The sequence below is a fragment of the Acidihalobacter yilgarnensis genome, from assembly GCF_001753245.1.
Taxonomy (GTDB): domain Bacteria; phylum Pseudomonadota; class Gammaproteobacteria; order DSM-5130; family Acidihalobacteraceae; genus Acidihalobacter; species Acidihalobacter yilgarnensis.
This window is the reverse complement of sequence record NZ_CP017415.1, coordinates 1547341-1562699: the sequence shown is the minus strand read 5'-3', so window position 1 is coordinate 1562699 and position 15359 is coordinate 1547341. Positions and strand designations below refer to the sequence as shown.

Here is a 15359-nt window from a genome sequence, read left to right as displayed (position 1 = left end):
CCTCTGTGGGTGGGTTAGGTTGCTGCTATCTGCAACGGCGGATTAAAGTAGGCGCTGTCCGATGTTTTACCATCAAGTGCGGAATGCGGCTGGCGTCGGTTGTAGAAGTCAAAGTAACGGGCCAAGACCTAGCGAGCACTGGAGACGGTATCGTAGCCATGCAGGTAGACCTCCTCGTACTTGACCGTCTTCCAGAGCCGTTCGACGAAGACGTTGTCCCGCCAGCACCCTTTGCCATCCATGCTGATCTGGATAGGCTGCTGCTGGAGGACTCCGATGAAAGCTGAGCTGTTGACATCCTCCCCACAGCTAAAGCCGGGGGATTCCTCCTGCGAGACGCTGATGTCCCAGCGCGAGAATGTTCCGGGCCGCGTTGATGTCGCGGTCGCGGACTGCACCACAGTCCTCGCAGGTCCATTCCCTTATTCCAAGTCCTGCCCTACCTTTCGGACTGCTTTGGCCGATTGAACCGCAGCACGAACAGGCTTGGGTGGTGTACGCTTCGTTGACTTCCTCGAACACGACTCCGTGCGCGATCGCCTTGTACTGGAGTTGTGTTCGCAGCATCGACCAGCCAGCATCCAGCACGGACTTTGCCATCCGTGTCTTAGCCAGTCTGGAACTGCTGACGTTGCCAACGAAGATCGCAGCGTTGGCTTTCACCAAGTGGCTGCTGAACTGGTGCAGCGCATCCTTGCGCCGGTTCCTGATCCTGGCGTGGATCGCGCGCACGCGATCCGTCTTTCCTGCCCGCTGGGCGATACCCAGTTTGGCTTCAAGCGACCGATAGAGGCGCTTCGCTTCCAGTCGCTCGCCGTCCGAACAGATCGCCACGTCCTTGAGGCCGAGATTGATGCCAATGGCTGTGGCTCCCGTGGGCAAGCGATTCTCAACTGGAGCTTCGACGCAGATGTTGAAGTACCAGCGGCCTCGCGCATCCTGCGCAAAACTCCCGGCCCTGAACTTGTAGTTATCCAGGCCGTAACTGTCCCACACGCCGAAGCTCTGGCCCGCGAAGCGCACTTTCCCTCCCTCGAAACGTGCGGCTCTGGCTTTGAACGGTATCCAGCCCAGGTTGCGCTTCGACCCATTCGATACGCGCCAGCGCAGCTTGCTGGACTTGAACTGGTGGCGGCTCTTGCCGTGTACGGCAATCACTTCCTGAATCGTGGCCGATCCGATCATCCAGCCGTGTGCCTTGTTGATGCCGGCAAGGGCTTTCTGGATGTCGAAGGCACTGAGCTGCCATGTACCTTGCACCCAACCGACCTCCGGCACCGGGATATGCCACGCCTCATAGCTCAATTCGTTGGCGAGATTCCAGACCTGATTGACCTCGAACGCCATACGCGAGAGCACTTTCGCGTGCTTGTCCTTGACCCGTACGCTGAGCGTTTTGAGGGTGGTTGTAGGCTGCGTGGTCATGACATTGATTCCAGATACCGCGCCCACTTCCCACGTTCTTTTGGTCGCTCGGATGTCTGCTGGTTTTCAATATATTGCTTTATGACCGCCAGCGGCGCGCCGCCGACTGTACTGACAAAATAGCTATTGCTCCACAGAGTTGGTAGACGACTGCGAAGATGCGCAAACTCGGAGCGCAGAATCCGCGAGCTGCGACCTTTGATTGTCTTGACGAAACGTGCGATACCCCACTGTGGATCAACGCTCACCAGCAGATGAATGTGGTCAACGTCGGTTTCCATTTCGATGATCTCAACATCCATCTCGGCGGCCACCTCGCGTGCGATTGCCTTGAGACGCTGTTCGACCTCACCCACCAGCACCTTGCGTCGATACTTCGGACAGAAGATGACGTGGTACTGACAGGCGAAAACGACGTTGTTATTTGAGCGATAGTGCATCGCAGAGTATTATACACATATAAATTGAATAATACTCACAAAGGCGGCTGTCCGCCGCCTGCGCTATCCCTCCCCACGGCTTTAGCCGTGGGGAGGGAGTAGCGTGCAGGAGTACGCTATGTCAGCTATGACGCGGCAGCAGTTGACACCTGCACACGACAAGTCTTAAATGAAACAAATTAAAGTTCCAAAAGGAAGGAAATGAAACCCGGGAAACTTGAGAACACTGTGCGTGCCAAACCGCACACGGCTTCAGGACTAACCCTGCGCAGAGATCGCGCAAAAGCTAAAGCGCGGGCCAAACGCGCCGACCGCAACCAGGCAGTGAGTCAATATCTGACCTACTACCGTACTACTACGGATAATTTGCTCTTACTGATCCGTCAGGGCATCCCGGTGCGGGAGATCGAGAAGGCGGCCCGAGCGATGCAGGTAACGAATGAAGACCTGTACGAACTGCTGCACCTGCCGCCCTCTACAATGAAGCGAAAACTCAAGAATAACGACGTACTCACGCCGGAACAGTCTGAACGCCTGCTTGAGCTGATGAAGTTGATCGGAAAGGTGGAGGACATGCTACTAAGCACAGGCGGAGATCCCGATATTGAGTCGGGCGTATTGCTTGCGCATTGGCTCACAACGCCCTTGCCCGCACTCAAGGGGGAAAGGCCTGCCGAGTACATGGACACCGTTGCGGGTGCGCAGCGGCTATCTCAGCTGTTGTCGATGATCGTCTCCGGGGCCTATGCGTGATTGTTTGGAGGATCGCGATCCACTCCACGTACTACGAAGTAGATGACCTGTCTGGCATCGGCTCAGCACATACTGGAGGACGCTGGAACAGCAAGGATGTGCCCGTTGTTTACAGCAGCACATCTATTGCCCTTGCGGCACTTGAAACCCTGGTTCATCTCAACCAACGCCTATTCCCTATGCCACGCTTTCTCGTGGAAATTACGATACCTGATGCGGCATGGGCCAAAAGAGAGGGTCTGGCGCTAGCTGACGCGCCAGAGGGTTGGAATGACCCCGAACCAGACTCGAGTAAAGATTATGGGACTGGCTGGCTGATCTCGGGCCGCTCCGAAATCCTATTGGTGCCTTCTGTGATCGTGCCAGAGGAACAGAACGTCCTGATCAACCCGGCTCATCCTCAAGCAAGCAAGATAAAGGCAAAAGCGATACGACCGTGGACCTACGACAGCCGGCTTCTCTAATCCAGGCGGCTAAATCTCCTGACCAATAACCCCCAGCCTCGGTGGAGGGGTATGAGTCAATCTCCAGAATGCTCCAGCTTCTGCGTATCTGGGAGCAACTGGAGCTGGGGGTGTGCTTGTATCGTTGAAAGACACTTTGACAAGCAGAGTCCAAATAGCTAATGGCAGAGAAACAACACTTTAGGCGAACGGCTTAATTTCAGGATCGCCTACTCCAGCGCATCAACACAGGCCTCGGGTGTCCGCGTGTTGGACAAGCGCCAGGCCAATACCCGGCACGTTGCCCAGTCGAGCACTGCGCTCAAATAGACAAAGCCGCGACTCATCGGGAGGTAGGTCGTGTCCATCGCCCAGACTTGGTTCGCACGGTCGATGGTCAGGCCGTGTAACCGATACGGATAGCGGATACGCCGTGCGCGCTGTTGCGCCGGCTCGTATTGGCCTTGCGGTAAAGTGCCTCAATGCCCATCTTTTTCATCGGCGTCGCGACGTGCTTGCGACCCACTTTGAAGCCCTCCAATTTTAACAGATCGCGCAGCATGCGAACACCCGCAAACGGATGAACAAGATGCAGTGGGTCGATCCGCCGTATCAATTGCATATCCGCATCGGATGTCGGTTGTGACAAGTAATAGACCGACGAACGCGAGACATCCAGAAGCTTCGCTTGGCGTAGCACGGGAAACTTGTGAGTGCGCTCGATCATCGCTTTGCACTCGCATCGCCGATGCGACCGAGCGCGCCGGCCAAAAAATCGATTCCCAAGGCCTGCTGGCCGATTTTGGCGCGCAACTCCTTGAGGTCCGATGCCCCCGCTTGCTTGTCGGGCGACGTTGCGAAAACACCCGAAGTATTATCCAGCAACTGCTCTTTCAATGTCCACTCCGCAGCAAACCAATGACCTGTTCAACCAGCTGCTCAGCCAACTGCTCGGCGCGCTTGCCAGTGTTGAGCAAGTGCACGTCGGGCGCCTCCGGCCGCTCGTATGGCGCATCGATACCGGTGAAGTTGCGGATTTTGGCGTCTCGAGCCTTCTGGTACAGGCCCTTGGGGTCGCGCTGTTCACAGACCTCCAGCGGGGCGTCGACGAACACTTCCAAGAATTCGCCCTTTGCGAACAACTCGCACGCCGAACGCCGTTCACTACGATACGGCGAGATCGCACTGACCAACACGATCAGACCGGCGTCTACCATCAGGTGTGCTACTTCGGCAATGCGACGGATGTTTTCGACCCGGTCTTCTGGCGTGAAGCCTAGATCCTTGTTGATGCCATGGCGCACGTTGTCGCCGTCCAGCAGATAGGTGTGATAACCCAGTACGTGCAGCTTGCGTTCGACCAGGTTGGCCACGGTCGACTTGCCCGCGCCGGACAGGCCGGTAAACCACAGGCACAGCGGATGCTGGCCCTTGTTGGCACCGCGCACCGCCTTGTCGATATCAACGTGCTGCCAGTGTACGTTGGACGATCGTTCGAGCGCGAAATCCAGCATGCCACAGGCCACCGTGGCGTTGCTGTGCCGATCAATTAGGATAAAGCCACCCAGCGTCCTGTTGGTGGCATACGTCTCGAACGCGATATTTTCGTCCAGTCCGATCGTGCAGCTGGCCACCTCGTTGAGATCCAGATGCCGGGCGGCCAGTTTTGCTTGGCTGTTTACGTCCACCTTGTATTTGATCGACATCACCCGCGCATTGATGGTTCGCGTGCCGATCTTCAGCCAGTAGGTGCGATTGGGCAGCAAGGCGACATCGCCCAGCCAAAGCAGGTGGCAAGTGAACTGGTCGGCCACCGGCGCCGGGCGCCGTGCATCAGCAATCACGTCGCCCCGGCTGGCGTCGACCTCGCGCCCGAGACACAGCGTCACCGCCTGCCCGGCCACTGCATGTTCAACATCGGCACCGGCGCAGACGATCCGATCGACATGCGCGCGATGCAAACCTGGCTGCACCACGATCTCGTCGCCAAGGGCCACGCTGCCACCGCAGAGGGTGCCGGCGTAACCGCGAAAGGACTGGTCCGGACGATTGACCCATTGCACCGGCATGCGGAAGTCTTCTGCGCGGAATGGCGCGGCGTCGATCGTTTCCAGCAACTCGAGCAAGGTGGCACCGTCATACCACGGTGTGCGCTCCGAGTGCACACCGACGTTGTCGCCAGTTGGCGCGGCAACGGGCAGGCTGTGCACCTCGGTGATACCGAGGTCCCGTGCGAGTTCGCGATACTGGTCCACGATGGACTGATAGGTCGTCTGGTCGAAACTGACCAGGTCCATCTTGTTCACCGCCAACACCACCTTGCGGATGCCGAGCAGACTGCAGATGTACGTGTGGCGACGCGTCTGCGGCAACAAGCCCTTGCGTGCATCCACCAGCACCACCGCCAGCTCGGCGTTGGAGGCGCCGGTGGCCATGTTGCGGGTGTACTGCTCGTGGCCGGGGCAGTCGGCGACGATGAAACTGCGTCGCACGGTATGGAAGTAGCGGTATGCCACGTCGATGGTGATGCCCTGCTGGCGCTCGGCATCTAGCCCATCGGTAAGCAGGGAGAAATCCAGCTGGTCGCCGACATCATCGTGCTGGCGTCGGCTATCGCGTACCAGCGCGGCCAGCTGGTCTTCCGGCACCATCCCGGCGTCGTACAGCAGGCGTCCTAACAAGGTGCTCTTGCCGTCGTCCACGCTGCCGCAGGTAATGAAGCGCAACAGGCCCTTGGCGAGTGCGGAGTTAAAATTGGGGTCCTGCATAGCCATCAGAAGTAGCCCTCCTGCTTCTTGCGTTCCATCGACGCGGTCGGGTCCTGATCGATCACGCGTCCCTGCCGTTCCGAACTGCGTGAACGTGTCATCTCGTCGATCACCTTCTCCAGCGTATCGGCTGAGGATTCCACCGCGCCGGTCAGCGGATAACAGCCCAGTGTGCGGAAGCGCACTTCGCGCATCTCTATCCGCTCACCCTCGTTCAGGGTGAAGCGCTCGTCGTCGACCATGATCAGTGCGCCGTCGCGCTCGACCACCGGACGTGGTTTGGCGAAATACAGCGGCACGACTTCGATATTCTCGCGCTGGATGTACAGCCACACGTCCATCTCGGTCCAGTTGGAGATGGGAAACACCCGCACGCTCTCGCCCTTGCGGATATGCGTGTTATAGGTGTTCCAGAATTCTGGGCGCTGGCTCTTTGGGTCCCAGCGGTGCTGCGCATTGCGGAACGAGAAAATGCGTTCCTTGGCACGCGACTTCTCCTCGTCGCGGCGGGCGCCACCGATCGCTGCATCGAAGCCGTACTTGTCCAGCGCCTGCTTCAGCCCGACGGTCTTCATCACGTCGGTATGCACGGTGGAGCCGTGGGTCAGGGGCGAGATGCCCTGGCGCACGCCGTCCTGGTTAATATGCACCAGCACCTCGACGTCGCCAGTCGCCGCCACCTGTTCGCGGAACGCGATCATCTCGCGGAACTTCCAGGTGGTGTCGACGTGCAGCAGCGGGATCGGCGAGCGCGCTGGATAAAACGCCTTGCGCAGCAGGTGCAGCAGCACCGAGGAATCCTTGCCGATCGAGTACAGCATCACCGGCCGCTGAAAGCCGGCCATCACCTCGCGGAAGATGTGGATGCTTTCTGCCTCGAGCAAATCTAGTTGGTTAATTGATGACATTGAGCAAAGTCCTTTAGGTCTACGGCGCTACTAAAAATGTCTGATGCTTCGGTACGCGCTGCCCTCAGCATGGGCAGTGTCACAGGTGTCGCGCGATGACACGGGCGAGACGGAAGCACATGCTGGCGATCGACCAAGAGAGGCATCGCTACAGTGAGTCTCAGTTCCGCGCGGGCAGAAGCCTTCGGGTACGGCAAGTGTATTGAATGGGGCACGGTTTTTACTGCAGCGCAGGCGGTCCAGCGTCTAAAAGCCATAGGTGTTGATAGACAAGCTGGCGTGGTGATGTGAGTGTGAAATTTCAAAGCATTGCATATACGGCCTCGCGTCGCTCTTGCGCATCATCCTTGATGACAGATGGTGTGCCGTGCGAATGCAACTGTTCAGTCAGTGCGGTGACCTGGCCGACCATCAGGATGGCGGGCGCGGCAACACCAACCTCTTCGGCTAACTGCGGCAGGGATACCAGTGTCCCCCGGAGTACGCGCTGTGAAGGCTGCGTTCCATCGATCACCAGCGCCGCCGGCCAGTCAGTTGGCAGGCCGTGTGCGGCGAGTTGCGCACAGATACGACGAAGCTCGTGCAACGGCATGTAGAACACCAACGTGTGTTGCGGTTTGGCCAGAGCCGTCCAATCGTGCTCGCTACCGTCGGGGTGAGCACAGCCCGAGGTGATCACCAAGGTATGCGCATGTTCGCGATGGGTCAGTGGAATGCCAGCGTAAGCCGCGCAGCCATTGGCGGCACTGATCCCCGGCACCACCTCGAATGGGATGCTCGCCTGGGTCAGGGCCTGTATCTCCTCGCCCCCACGGCCGAAAATCATCGGATCGCCGCCCTTGAGACGCACCACGCGCAAACCGCGGCGGGCATAGGCAATCATCCGCCGCTCAATTTCCGCCTGCGGTGTGTGCACGCCGCCGGCACGCTTGCCGACGAACACGCGCTCTGCTTCGGGACGCACCAGGTCCAGAATCGGCTTGGACACGAGTGCGTCGTACAGCACCACGTCGCATCCCTGGATCAACTGCAGTGCCTTGAGCGTGAGCAGGCTGGGGTCGCCGGGTCCGGCACCGACTAGCGCCACCGACGGCATTGCCATTCCGGCATCCTGTTTCACACTGCGCCAGGCATCACGCACCCTGTCCGCATCGATTTGCGTCAGTTCAAACCCATCCAGCATGCGTTCCCAGAATGCGCGCCTTGCGGACACTGTGGAGAAACGCTTCTTGACCCGCCCACGCAGCCGCCCCATGAGCTCGGCAACCGCCGCGAGCGAGTGTGGCAGCCGCGCCTCGAGCCAAGTCTTGACGTGGCGAGCGAGCATCGGCGCTCGCCCGCCAGAGGAAATGGCGATCAGCAACGGCGAACGGTCGACGATAGCTGGCAGTATGAAGTCGCAGTGCTGCGGATCATCCACCACGTTCACGGGGATGCCCGCTTCGCGGGCCTCGCGTGCGACACGGTGATTAAGCTCGGTATCGTCAGTGGCGGCGACTACTAAGCGCTGGGCGGAGAGCACCTGGCCGGTATAGGCGCCGGCCAGATGCACGATGCGTCCCGCCTCCAGCTCGTGGCGTAATTCATCACCCAAACGCTCGGCCGCCACGCTCACGGCTGCGCCAGAGCGCAGCAGCGCCTTGGTTTTACGTGCCGCAACCTTGCCGCCACCCACTACCAAGACAGCGCTGCCGCGCAGATTCCAAAAAACGGGATACCAGTCCATGCTCAGCTCGGTAGCCGTGTGTAACGCAGGTATGGACGGGGGGCATCCCAGCCCTGCGGGAACAGCTTTCGAGCCTCTTCATCGGAAATTGATGGCGGAATGATCACCGGCTCGCCCGGCCTCCAATTCACCGGCGTGGCCACCGTCGCTCGGTCGCTGGTTTGCAGGGCGTCGATGACACGCAGGATCTCATCGAAGTTGCGCCCCACCGACGGCGGATAGGTGAAACTCAGACGCAGGCGTTTTTGCGGGTCAATGATGAATACCGCACGCACCGTGACCTTGGGATCGGCCTCGGGATGCACCATGCCATATAGACTGGAGACGACTCGGTCCCGGTCGGCGATCAACGGGAAGTTCAGGGCGTAGCCTTGAGTCGCGCGGATGTCATCGGCCCAACCGTGATGATCCTCCAGCGGGTCGACCGACAGCCCAATCAGCTTGACTCCGCGCGCGGCGAACTCTGGCTGCAGGCGTGAGGCCTCGCCAAGCTCGGTGGTGCACACGGGGGTGTAATCAGCCGGGTGAGAGAACAGAACCGCCCACTGGTCGCCGATCCAATCGTGGAAGCCAATCGGCCCTTCGGTGGTCTCGACCTGGAAATCGGGCACGATCTGGTTGAGTTGCAGGCTCATGAAGTCACTCCTTGTTTGAGGGTTGAAGTAGCCCCGAGCAAATCGAGGCGGTGCAGAAAATCGCCGAAGCCTTCACCCAGCAGGCGCTCCTGTGCGAACCGCGTCAGCAGGGGACGCAGGGTGTCGATGAAGCCGTCCTCATCCAGCGACTCGCGCACCCGCGTGTTGAGGCGGGTACCGGCGCGGTCACTACCGAGATACAGGTCGTAGAGGCCTGGCGCCTTGCCGATCAGGCCAATCTCGGCGAGATACGGTCGAGCACAGCCATTGGGGCAGCCAGTCATGCGCAGCGACAACGCTTCCCGTTCCAGGCCACACTCGCCCAACAATGCATTCAAACGCGTCAACAACACGGGTAGGTAACGCTCGCTCTCGGCCATCGCCAGCGGGCAGGTTGGCAGTGCAACGCAGGCCATGGCACCGGTTTCCAATGGCGTACGCCGCGGCGCCAGGTCAAGTTCGAAGCGTTCCAGCACGGCATCGACCTCTGGCCGCATGGCGGACGTCACACCGACCAACACCAAATTTTGGTTGCAGGTCAGGCGCAGTTCACCACCGTGCGCGCGCACCAGTTCGTCCAGGCCACTCATCGGCAGGAGACCGGGCTGACCATCAATCACGCGTCCGCCCGGTACATACATCGTGAGACTGGCCGTACCGTCGATATGCTCGACCCAGCCGAACTCATCACCAGATGTGTCGAAACATGCAGGGCGCGTAGGCGCAAGGTCGAAGCCGCTGCGCCGCGCCACCTCGGCGACAAAGGGGGCAAGGCCCATGCGATCAATGGTGTACTTGAGTCGAGCCTGGGCGCGGTCGCTTCGATTACCGTGGTCACGTTGGGCGGTCACCACGGCCTCGGTCACGGCAAGCACCTGATCCGGCGTGCAAAAGCCAATCACGTCGGCCACCCGCGCATAGGTCGCCGGATTCGCATGGCTGCGCCCCAACCCGCCGCCAATCGTGACGTTGAAACCGGCCAATCGCCCATCCTCCTCAATGGCGATGAAACCCAGGTCGTGCGCGAATACATCAACATCGTTGGACGGCGGAATGGCCAGGGCGATCTTGAATTTGCGCGGCAGATACGTTCCGCCGTACAGCGGCTCTTCCTCGGACTTCACCACCGGTTCGCCGTCCAGCCAAATCTCATGATAGGCACGCGACTTAGGCAACAGGTGTACGGCAATTTTCTGCGCCCAGCTGTAGACCTCGCCATGCAGGTGCGAACGGTTGGGATTGGCACAGGCGATGACGTTACGGTTGATGTCGCCGCAGGCGCTGATCGTGTCCAACAAAGCATGTTTGAGGTCTTGCAGGGCCGGCTTGATGTCACCTTTGAACAAGCCGTGGAACTGGATGCTCTGGCGGCTGGTGATGCGCAGACTGGCGTTGCCATGGGCACGCGCAATCGCGCTCAACGCCAACCACTGAGTGGCATTGAGCACACCGCCCGGCAGTCGCAGACGAGCCATGAACTGGTATAGCGGTTCGAGCTTCTGACGCTGACGCTCGGCGCGCACATCGCGGTCGTCCTGCTGGTAGATGCCGTGGAACTTGATCACCTGTGTGTCGTCGGCCTTGATGGCGCCGGTGTAGCTCAACGCCAGGCTCTCGACGAGACTGCCACGCAGACCGCGGCTGGCGGCTTTGATGCGTTCAACGTCTGATAGCGGTTTTTTAATAGACATCGCGGCGATATCTCCCGAGTGTTTGAGGTCTTCGACATAAGCCTGGGCCTTGTCCGCAGACAGGCCACCGGCCGTGCCGACCAGTTCGATCAATGCCTGGTGCACGTCGTGCCCCATGCGCTCCGCGCCGCAGACATAAATGACTGCGTCTTCTTCCAGCCAGGCATAAATATCACTGCCCTTTTCACGCAGGCGATCCTGCACGTAAACCTTGCTCAGTTGATCACGCGAGAAGGCGACGTCCAGTCGCGTGAGCCGCCCGTCGTCGAGCCACTGCAGCCATTCGCGCTGATAGAGGAAATCGGTCCTGCGGTTGCGATCGCCGAAGATCAACCAGTTTCGCCCCTCTGCGCCGAGCATTTCGCGTTCCTGCAAAAAGCCACGGTAAGGCGCGACACCGGTACCGGCGCCGATCATAATGATCGGACGTTTACCGTGCTCAGGTAGACGGAAGTTTGCATGCCCGTCCAGGAACACCGGCACGAAATCGCCTTCGGAGAGCCGATCCACGAGCATTGTGGAAGTGACACCGAGACGATCCCGGCCATGGCAGGTGTAACGCACCGGCGCCACCGTCAGATGCGCTTCGCCGGGATAGGCCAGTGGGCTTGACGCGATCGAGTAGCGCCGCGCGGGCAGAACCCGCAACATCTCGATAAAAGCTTGTGCATCCACCCCACGCACCGGGTACTCTTGAATCACATCTAGCACGTCGCGGCCGTCCATCCACGCGGCAAGCGCCTCGACATTCGCCGCCAGTCCGTGCAGCTCGCCCGACTCAGCCACTGCCGCGTAACGTTCGACAAAGGGCCGCGTCAGGCGGGTGATCTCGTAATTTGATGTCAGCGCGGCGGCCAGCGTATGGTCGCCCTGCGAAGTCTTGATCGTCACATCACCGTCGAGACCGAGGTGCTCGATGAGCGCCCCGACCAAAGCAGAGGGATTTGACGGCAGTAACGACAGACTGTCGCCGGCCGCAAAATCCAGCTCAGAACCGTCCAGGTCCAGCGCCAAATGCCACACCTCCCGAGTCGAACCACGGCCATTAAGTGGGATTTTTTCCAGTAATGGCGCCATAAACGGCTGGTGACGCGTCCAGGTTGGGCGTGTCACTTGACGGGTCGATAAGTTGAGCCCGCGTGACGCGGACGGTTGCTCGGCCGTCAGTACACCCAGCACGCGGGTTATCCATTGCTCGGCGGCGGCTTCGTAATCGACATCGCAATCAACGCGCTCGACCAGACGCTTGGCGCCGGCCGCGCCCAGTGCCTGATCAAAATCTTTGCCCGCCTGGCAGAATCTGGGATAGCTGGCATCTCCCAGGGCCAATACAGCGAACCGGGTGTTATCAAGATTAGGCGCCTTGGCGCCGGTGAATAAGGTAAGCAGTTCCTGCGCGCTGTCGGGCGGGTCACCGTCACCGTGCGTGCTCACGATCAGCAACAAGTTGTCATCCTCGCGTAGACGAACTCGGCGATAGCGCAGCATGTCATGCACTTCAGCCTCGATGCCCTGAGTGCGGATACGCTCGGCCACACGGGTGGCCAGGGCTGCACCGGTACCTGTCTGCGATCCGTAGAGGACCGCCACGCGTACGGCTTCGGTGGCATCTTCCGCGGCAGCTGCCGGCATGACAGCGCCCTGCAAACCAGCAAAATAGCCGCTGGCCCACAGCAACTGATCGGAGTTGAGTGTGTCGGCAAAGCGGCGCAAATCGTGAAGCTGATGTGCGTCAAGTACCGGCACCGCCACCTGGCGAGAACATTCGATGATCTGGCTCATACATCCTGTTCCTCAGCCGCTCGCAAATGTAATCCGCACTCCTTGGATTCCGGCTGCTCCCACCACCAGCGGCCGGCGCGTATATCCTCGCCCGGCGCGATGGCGCGCGTGCATGGCGCGCAGCCGATGCTCGGGTAATGCTGATCGTGCAGGCGGTTGTAGGGTATGTTGTAGGCTCGGAGGTAGGCCCAAACGTCTTCCTCGCGCCAATCGGCAAGCGGGTTGTATTTGAATAGGCCATTGCTGGCATCCCACTCTCGCGATTCAAGCACCTGACGCGTCACCGACTGCTCGCGACGCAAGCCGGTAATCCATGCCTTATGGCCGCGGAGCGCCCGGCGTAACGGTTCAATCTTGCGGATCGCGCAGCAGGACTTGCGCAGTGCGACGCTGTTGCGAAAGCCGTTGGGCCCGTTGGCATCGACGTAGGCCTCGATGGCTTCCGCCTGCGGGCAATACACCCTCGGGGCACGCCCGTAGCGTACTTTAACGGCCTCGAGCAATTCATAGGTTTCCGCCGGCAGACGACCGGTATCCAGCGTAAAATCGCTGACAGCGGATGTGTGCCGATAGATCAGATCAGTCAGCACCATGTCTTCAGCACCCAGGCTGCTAGCAAAGGCAACGGGTGCGTTTTCGAGAACCGCACGCCGAAGAATCGCGACGGTACGCTCGATCTTGGTTTCTAAAGTATCGGGAAAATTTGACATACGGGTTCCTCCTTACAATTCAAACAATCAGTCGGGTGGCAGCCCCGATCAGCACCATGACCAGAATCAACCGCAACCATTTCTCGAGTAAGCGATGGAGCAGATGTCGTCCGATCCAGATGCCGGGCACGGCACCGATCGCCAGATTGAGGGCAACACGCCAGTCCACCTGCCCAAGAAATCCATGCCCGCTTGCGGCCAGCGCGGCAACCGGCACGGCCAGCGCCAAATCGGTGCCGACGAGCTCGCGTACCGAACGCCCTGGATAGAGTCGGGTCAGTACTGCCATGCCGAGCGATCCTGCCCCGATAGACGACACTGCCACCAGCGAGCCAATAACCGCACCAGCACCTCCCAACCAAGCGGGATGGATCGTGCGGGTTACCGAATCCTCAAGAACCGTCTGTCGTCGCAGCAGCATGCTGAGGACGCTCAAAATCAACGCGAGACCGATAGCCACACGAATTCGCCTGTCCTGTGCCTGGCTGCTTCCCAACCACATAAGCACTGCGGTGCTGAGGATCACGGCAGGCGCGCTGCCCGCCAGCATCCATCCGGCCGCACGCCAATCGACACGCCGATCCCGCGCGTAAGACAGCGCCGCCCCACTCTTGGTGAACACCGCATAAAGCAGGTCAGTCCCTACCGCCATGGCCGGAGGCAGATCGAAACCCAAGATGAGAACTGGTGTCATCAGTGCACCACCACCCACACCCGTTAGGGTGACTAAGGTGGCGACCAATAAACCGGTTGCGATGAGTATCCAATCCACGATCTTTCCAGTTGCAGTGATGTGGATTCGATACTATTGAATTGACTTATTCTAGGCAAAGAATAAATAATGCACTGCATATATCCTTATGGAATATGACTGTTATTCAAGTGGTTAATGATGGTAATTCGTTTTTTACGCCTACAAACACTCGAAAATAGCCTTCGACGCTTTCAAATACAGCCCCTCAATGACATTGCATTCAAGCGAGAGAAACGGATGAAACTTCGCCAGATACAGTGTGTATGCGCTGTCGTGCGCAATGGACTGAACGTATCCACAGCCGCCGAGACGCTATTCACCTCGCAACCGGGTGTGAGTAAACAGATCCGACAGATTGAGGACGAACTCGGGGCTCAAATCTTCGAACGCAGCGGGCGCCAGCTCACATGCCTGACCGCATTCGGACGCGGCATCCTGCCCTATCTGGAACGCATACAAAACGAGACCGACAACGCACGACGGATCGCTCGGGAACTGACCGCACCGGGCACCGGCACCCTGTCGATCGCCACCACGCATACCCAGGCCCGCTACGCGTTGCCGGACGTTATTTCAGCCTTTCGCGCACGCTACCCCGCCGTCAGCTTGAACCTGCACCAGGGCACACCGGATCAAATCGCAGAACTCGCGGCGGCCGGCAAGGTGGATATCGCCATCGCCACCGAGGGTCTGGAACACTTTGACGAGCTGGTTCTATTTCCCTGTTATCTCTGGAATCGAGCCGTGGTCGTACCCAAAGATCATCCGCTGACTCAGATCCAACGGCCGACGCTGGAAGATCTCGCCAGCTACCCGCTGATCACCTATGTTTTCAGTTTCGCCGACCGTTCGAAGATGACCGAGGCCTTCGCGCGGCGGCGCCTCGAACCCAACCTAGTCCTCACGGCGACGGATGCTGAGGTCATCAAGACATACGTCCGGAGCGGCCTGGGCGTCGGCATCATCGCCCGCATGGCCTACGAACCCATGCGCGACACCGATCTGGCCTGCATCGACATCCGACACCTGTTTCAGGACGAAGTCACCAGTATCGGGCTGCGGCGCGGACTGGTGCTCAGCCCGCCAATGTACGATTTCATCCACCGCTTCGCGCCGCATCTCGACAAGCTGAGTATTGATGTCGCTTTGCTATCGCAGGACACCGGAAAGGGCAAGCGCCTCTTCAAGGCCCACCTGCCCTATTTGATTCGCGTCACCGAGAGCCGGATGCATCAGGGGGCAACCAATCCTACGCCCCAAAAGAGTGCGCAAATAAACGCAGAATCGCGGGGCTAGCATCTTGATAAGCGCTAGAAATCCTCAG

At 59.5% G+C, this 15359-nt stretch carries 15 protein-coding genes and 1 pseudogene; 3 read left to right on the top strand and 13 right to left on the bottom strand.

Annotation, left to right across the window (positions count from 1 at the left end; all coding sequences use genetic code 11):
* Positions 1 to 14 precede the first annotated feature (14 nt).
* The 3 genes and pseudogenes from BI364_RS17330 to tnpA all read right to left on the bottom strand — a co-directional run.
* A pseudogene (locus BI364_RS17330) lies at positions 15 to 305 on the bottom strand (integrase core domain-containing protein); the annotation flags it as partial.
* Positions 306 to 309: 4 nt separating this feature from the next.
* Complete coding sequence (locus tag BI364_RS07505; RefSeq protein WP_070078209.1) at positions 310 to 1425, bottom strand: RNA-guided endonuclease InsQ/TnpB family protein; 1116 nt, start codon at positions 1423 to 1425, stop codon at positions 310 to 312.
* Positions 1422 to 1865 (bottom strand): IS200/IS605 family transposase, encoded by a 444-nt coding sequence (tnpA, locus tag BI364_RS07500; RefSeq protein ID WP_070078208.1) that lies wholly within the window; start codon positions 1863 to 1865, stop codon positions 1422 to 1424. Before tnpA ends, BI364_RS07505 begins: the two co-directional genes overlap by 4 nt.
* Positions 1866 to 2066: 201 nt before the next feature.
* Between tnpA and BI364_RS07495 the strand changes: the two genes are divergently transcribed.
* On the top strand, positions 2067 to 2618 hold the full coding sequence (locus BI364_RS07495) for an antitoxin Xre-like helix-turn-helix domain-containing protein (RefSeq protein WP_070078207.1): 552 nt from the start codon (positions 2067 to 2069) through the stop codon (positions 2616 to 2618).
* On the top strand, positions 2615 to 3082 hold the full coding sequence (locus tag BI364_RS07490; RefSeq protein WP_070078206.1) for an RES family NAD+ phosphorylase: 468 nt from the start codon (positions 2615 to 2617) through the stop codon (positions 3080 to 3082). The genes BI364_RS07495 and BI364_RS07490 overlap by 4 nt, the downstream gene beginning before the upstream one ends.
* A gap of 209 nt (positions 3083 to 3291) precedes the next feature.
* Here the strand turns inward: BI364_RS07490 and BI364_RS17850 are convergent, their stop codons facing one another.
* From BI364_RS17850 to BI364_RS07440, 10 genes are all read right to left on the bottom strand, one after another.
* Positions 3292 to 3456, bottom strand: coding sequence for a DDE-type integrase/transposase/recombinase (locus BI364_RS17850; RefSeq protein ID WP_407639352.1), 165 nt, complete (start codon positions 3454 to 3456; stop codon positions 3292 to 3294).
* Positions 3457 to 3458: 2 nt separating this feature from the next.
* Positions 3459 to 3788 (bottom strand): IS3 family transposase, encoded by a 330-nt coding sequence (locus BI364_RS07485; RefSeq protein WP_070078205.1) that lies wholly within the window; start codon positions 3786 to 3788, stop codon positions 3459 to 3461.
* Positions 3785 to 3958: a hypothetical protein gene (locus BI364_RS17845; protein ID WP_156782659.1), complete on the bottom strand. Its 174-nt coding sequence runs from the start codon at positions 3956 to 3958 to the stop codon at positions 3785 to 3787. The genes BI364_RS07485 and BI364_RS17845 overlap by 4 nt, the downstream gene beginning before the upstream one ends.
* On the bottom strand, positions 3955 to 5835 hold the full coding sequence (gene cysC / locus BI364_RS07475) for an adenylyl-sulfate kinase (protein WP_070078204.1): 1881 nt from the start codon (positions 5833 to 5835) through the stop codon (positions 3955 to 3957). Before cysC ends, BI364_RS17845 begins: the two co-directional genes overlap by 4 nt.
* Positions 5835 to 6737 carry a sulfate adenylyltransferase subunit CysD gene (gene cysD / locus BI364_RS07470; RefSeq protein ID WP_070078203.1) on the bottom strand — a complete coding sequence of 301 codons (903 nt, stop codon included), beginning with the start codon at positions 6735 to 6737 and terminating at the stop codon, positions 5835 to 5837. Before cysD ends, cysC begins: the two co-directional genes overlap by 1 nt.
* A 301-nt stretch (positions 6738 to 7038) precedes the next feature.
* On the bottom strand, positions 7039 to 8463 hold the full coding sequence (gene cysG / locus BI364_RS07465; protein ID WP_070078202.1) for a siroheme synthase CysG: 1425 nt from the start codon (positions 8461 to 8463) through the stop codon (positions 7039 to 7041).
* Positions 8464 to 8465: 2 nt separating this feature from the next.
* Positions 8466 to 9098: a peroxiredoxin gene (locus BI364_RS07460; protein ID WP_070078201.1), complete on the bottom strand. Its 633-nt coding sequence runs from the start codon at positions 9096 to 9098 to the stop codon at positions 8466 to 8468.
* Positions 9095 to 12571, bottom strand: a complete 3477-nt coding sequence (locus tag BI364_RS18305) for an NADPH-dependent assimilatory sulfite reductase hemoprotein subunit (protein ID WP_197495940.1) — start codon at positions 12569 to 12571, stop codon at positions 9095 to 9097. Before BI364_RS18305 ends, BI364_RS07460 begins: the two co-directional genes overlap by 4 nt.
* Positions 12568 to 13281, bottom strand: a complete 714-nt coding sequence (locus tag BI364_RS07445; RefSeq protein WP_070078199.1) for a phosphoadenylyl-sulfate reductase — start codon at positions 13279 to 13281, stop codon at positions 12568 to 12570. Before BI364_RS07445 ends, BI364_RS18305 begins: the two co-directional genes overlap by 4 nt.
* Positions 13282 to 13300: 19 nt before the next feature.
* On the bottom strand, positions 13301 to 14053 hold the full coding sequence (locus BI364_RS07440) for a sulfite exporter TauE/SafE family protein (protein ID WP_070078198.1): 753 nt from the start codon (positions 14051 to 14053) through the stop codon (positions 13301 to 13303).
* Between the two features lie 219 nt (positions 14054 to 14272).
* Here BI364_RS07440 and cysB point away from each other — a divergent pair, with 219 nt between their 5' ends.
* A complete protein-coding gene (cysB, locus tag BI364_RS07435) occupies positions 14273 to 15331 on the top strand; it encodes an HTH-type transcriptional regulator CysB (RefSeq protein ID WP_083251532.1) in 1059 nt (352 codons plus the stop codon).
* Positions 15332 to 15359: the final 28 nt, after the last annotated feature.

What these genes read in the sequence shown, in the direction of transcription:
- BI364_RS07495 (WP_070078207.1), top strand. Translation starts at nt 2,067, where the DNA reads ATGAAACCCGGGAAACTTGAGAACACTGTGCGTGCCAAACCGCACACG.
- cysB (WP_083251532.1), top strand. Translation starts at nt 14,273, where the DNA reads ATGAAACTTCGCCAGATACAGTGTGTATGCGCTGTCGTGCGCAATGGA.
- BI364_RS07485 (WP_070078205.1), bottom strand. Translation starts at nt 3,788, where the DNA reads ATGATCGAGCGCACTCACAAGTTTCCCGTGCTACGCCAAGCGAAGCTT.
- cysG (WP_070078202.1), bottom strand. Translation starts at nt 8,463, where the DNA reads ATGGACTGGTATCCCGTTTTTTGGAATCTGCGCGGCAGCGCTGTCTTG.
- BI364_RS18305 (WP_197495940.1), bottom strand. Translation starts at nt 12,571, where the DNA reads ATGAGCCAGATCATCGAATGTTCTCGCCAGGTGGCGGTGCCGGTACTT.
- BI364_RS07460 (WP_070078201.1), bottom strand. Translation starts at nt 9,098, where the DNA reads ATGAGCCTGCAACTCAACCAGATCGTGCCCGATTTCCAGGTCGAGACC.
- BI364_RS07505 (WP_070078209.1), bottom strand. Translation starts at nt 1,425, where the DNA reads ATGACCACGCAGCCTACAACCACCCTCAAAACGCTCAGCGTACGGGTC.
- BI364_RS07445 (WP_070078199.1), bottom strand. Translation starts at nt 13,281, where the DNA reads ATGTCAAATTTTCCCGATACTTTAGAAACCAAGATCGAGCGTACCGTC.
- tnpA (WP_070078208.1), bottom strand. Translation starts at nt 1,865, where the DNA reads ATGCACTATCGCTCAAATAACAACGTCGTTTTCGCCTGTCAGTACCAC.
- cysD (WP_070078203.1), bottom strand. Translation starts at nt 6,737, where the DNA reads ATGTCATCAATTAACCAACTAGATTTGCTCGAGGCAGAAAGCATCCAC.
- cysC (WP_070078204.1), bottom strand. Translation starts at nt 5,835, where the DNA reads ATGGCTATGCAGGACCCCAATTTTAACTCCGCACTCGCCAAGGGCCTG.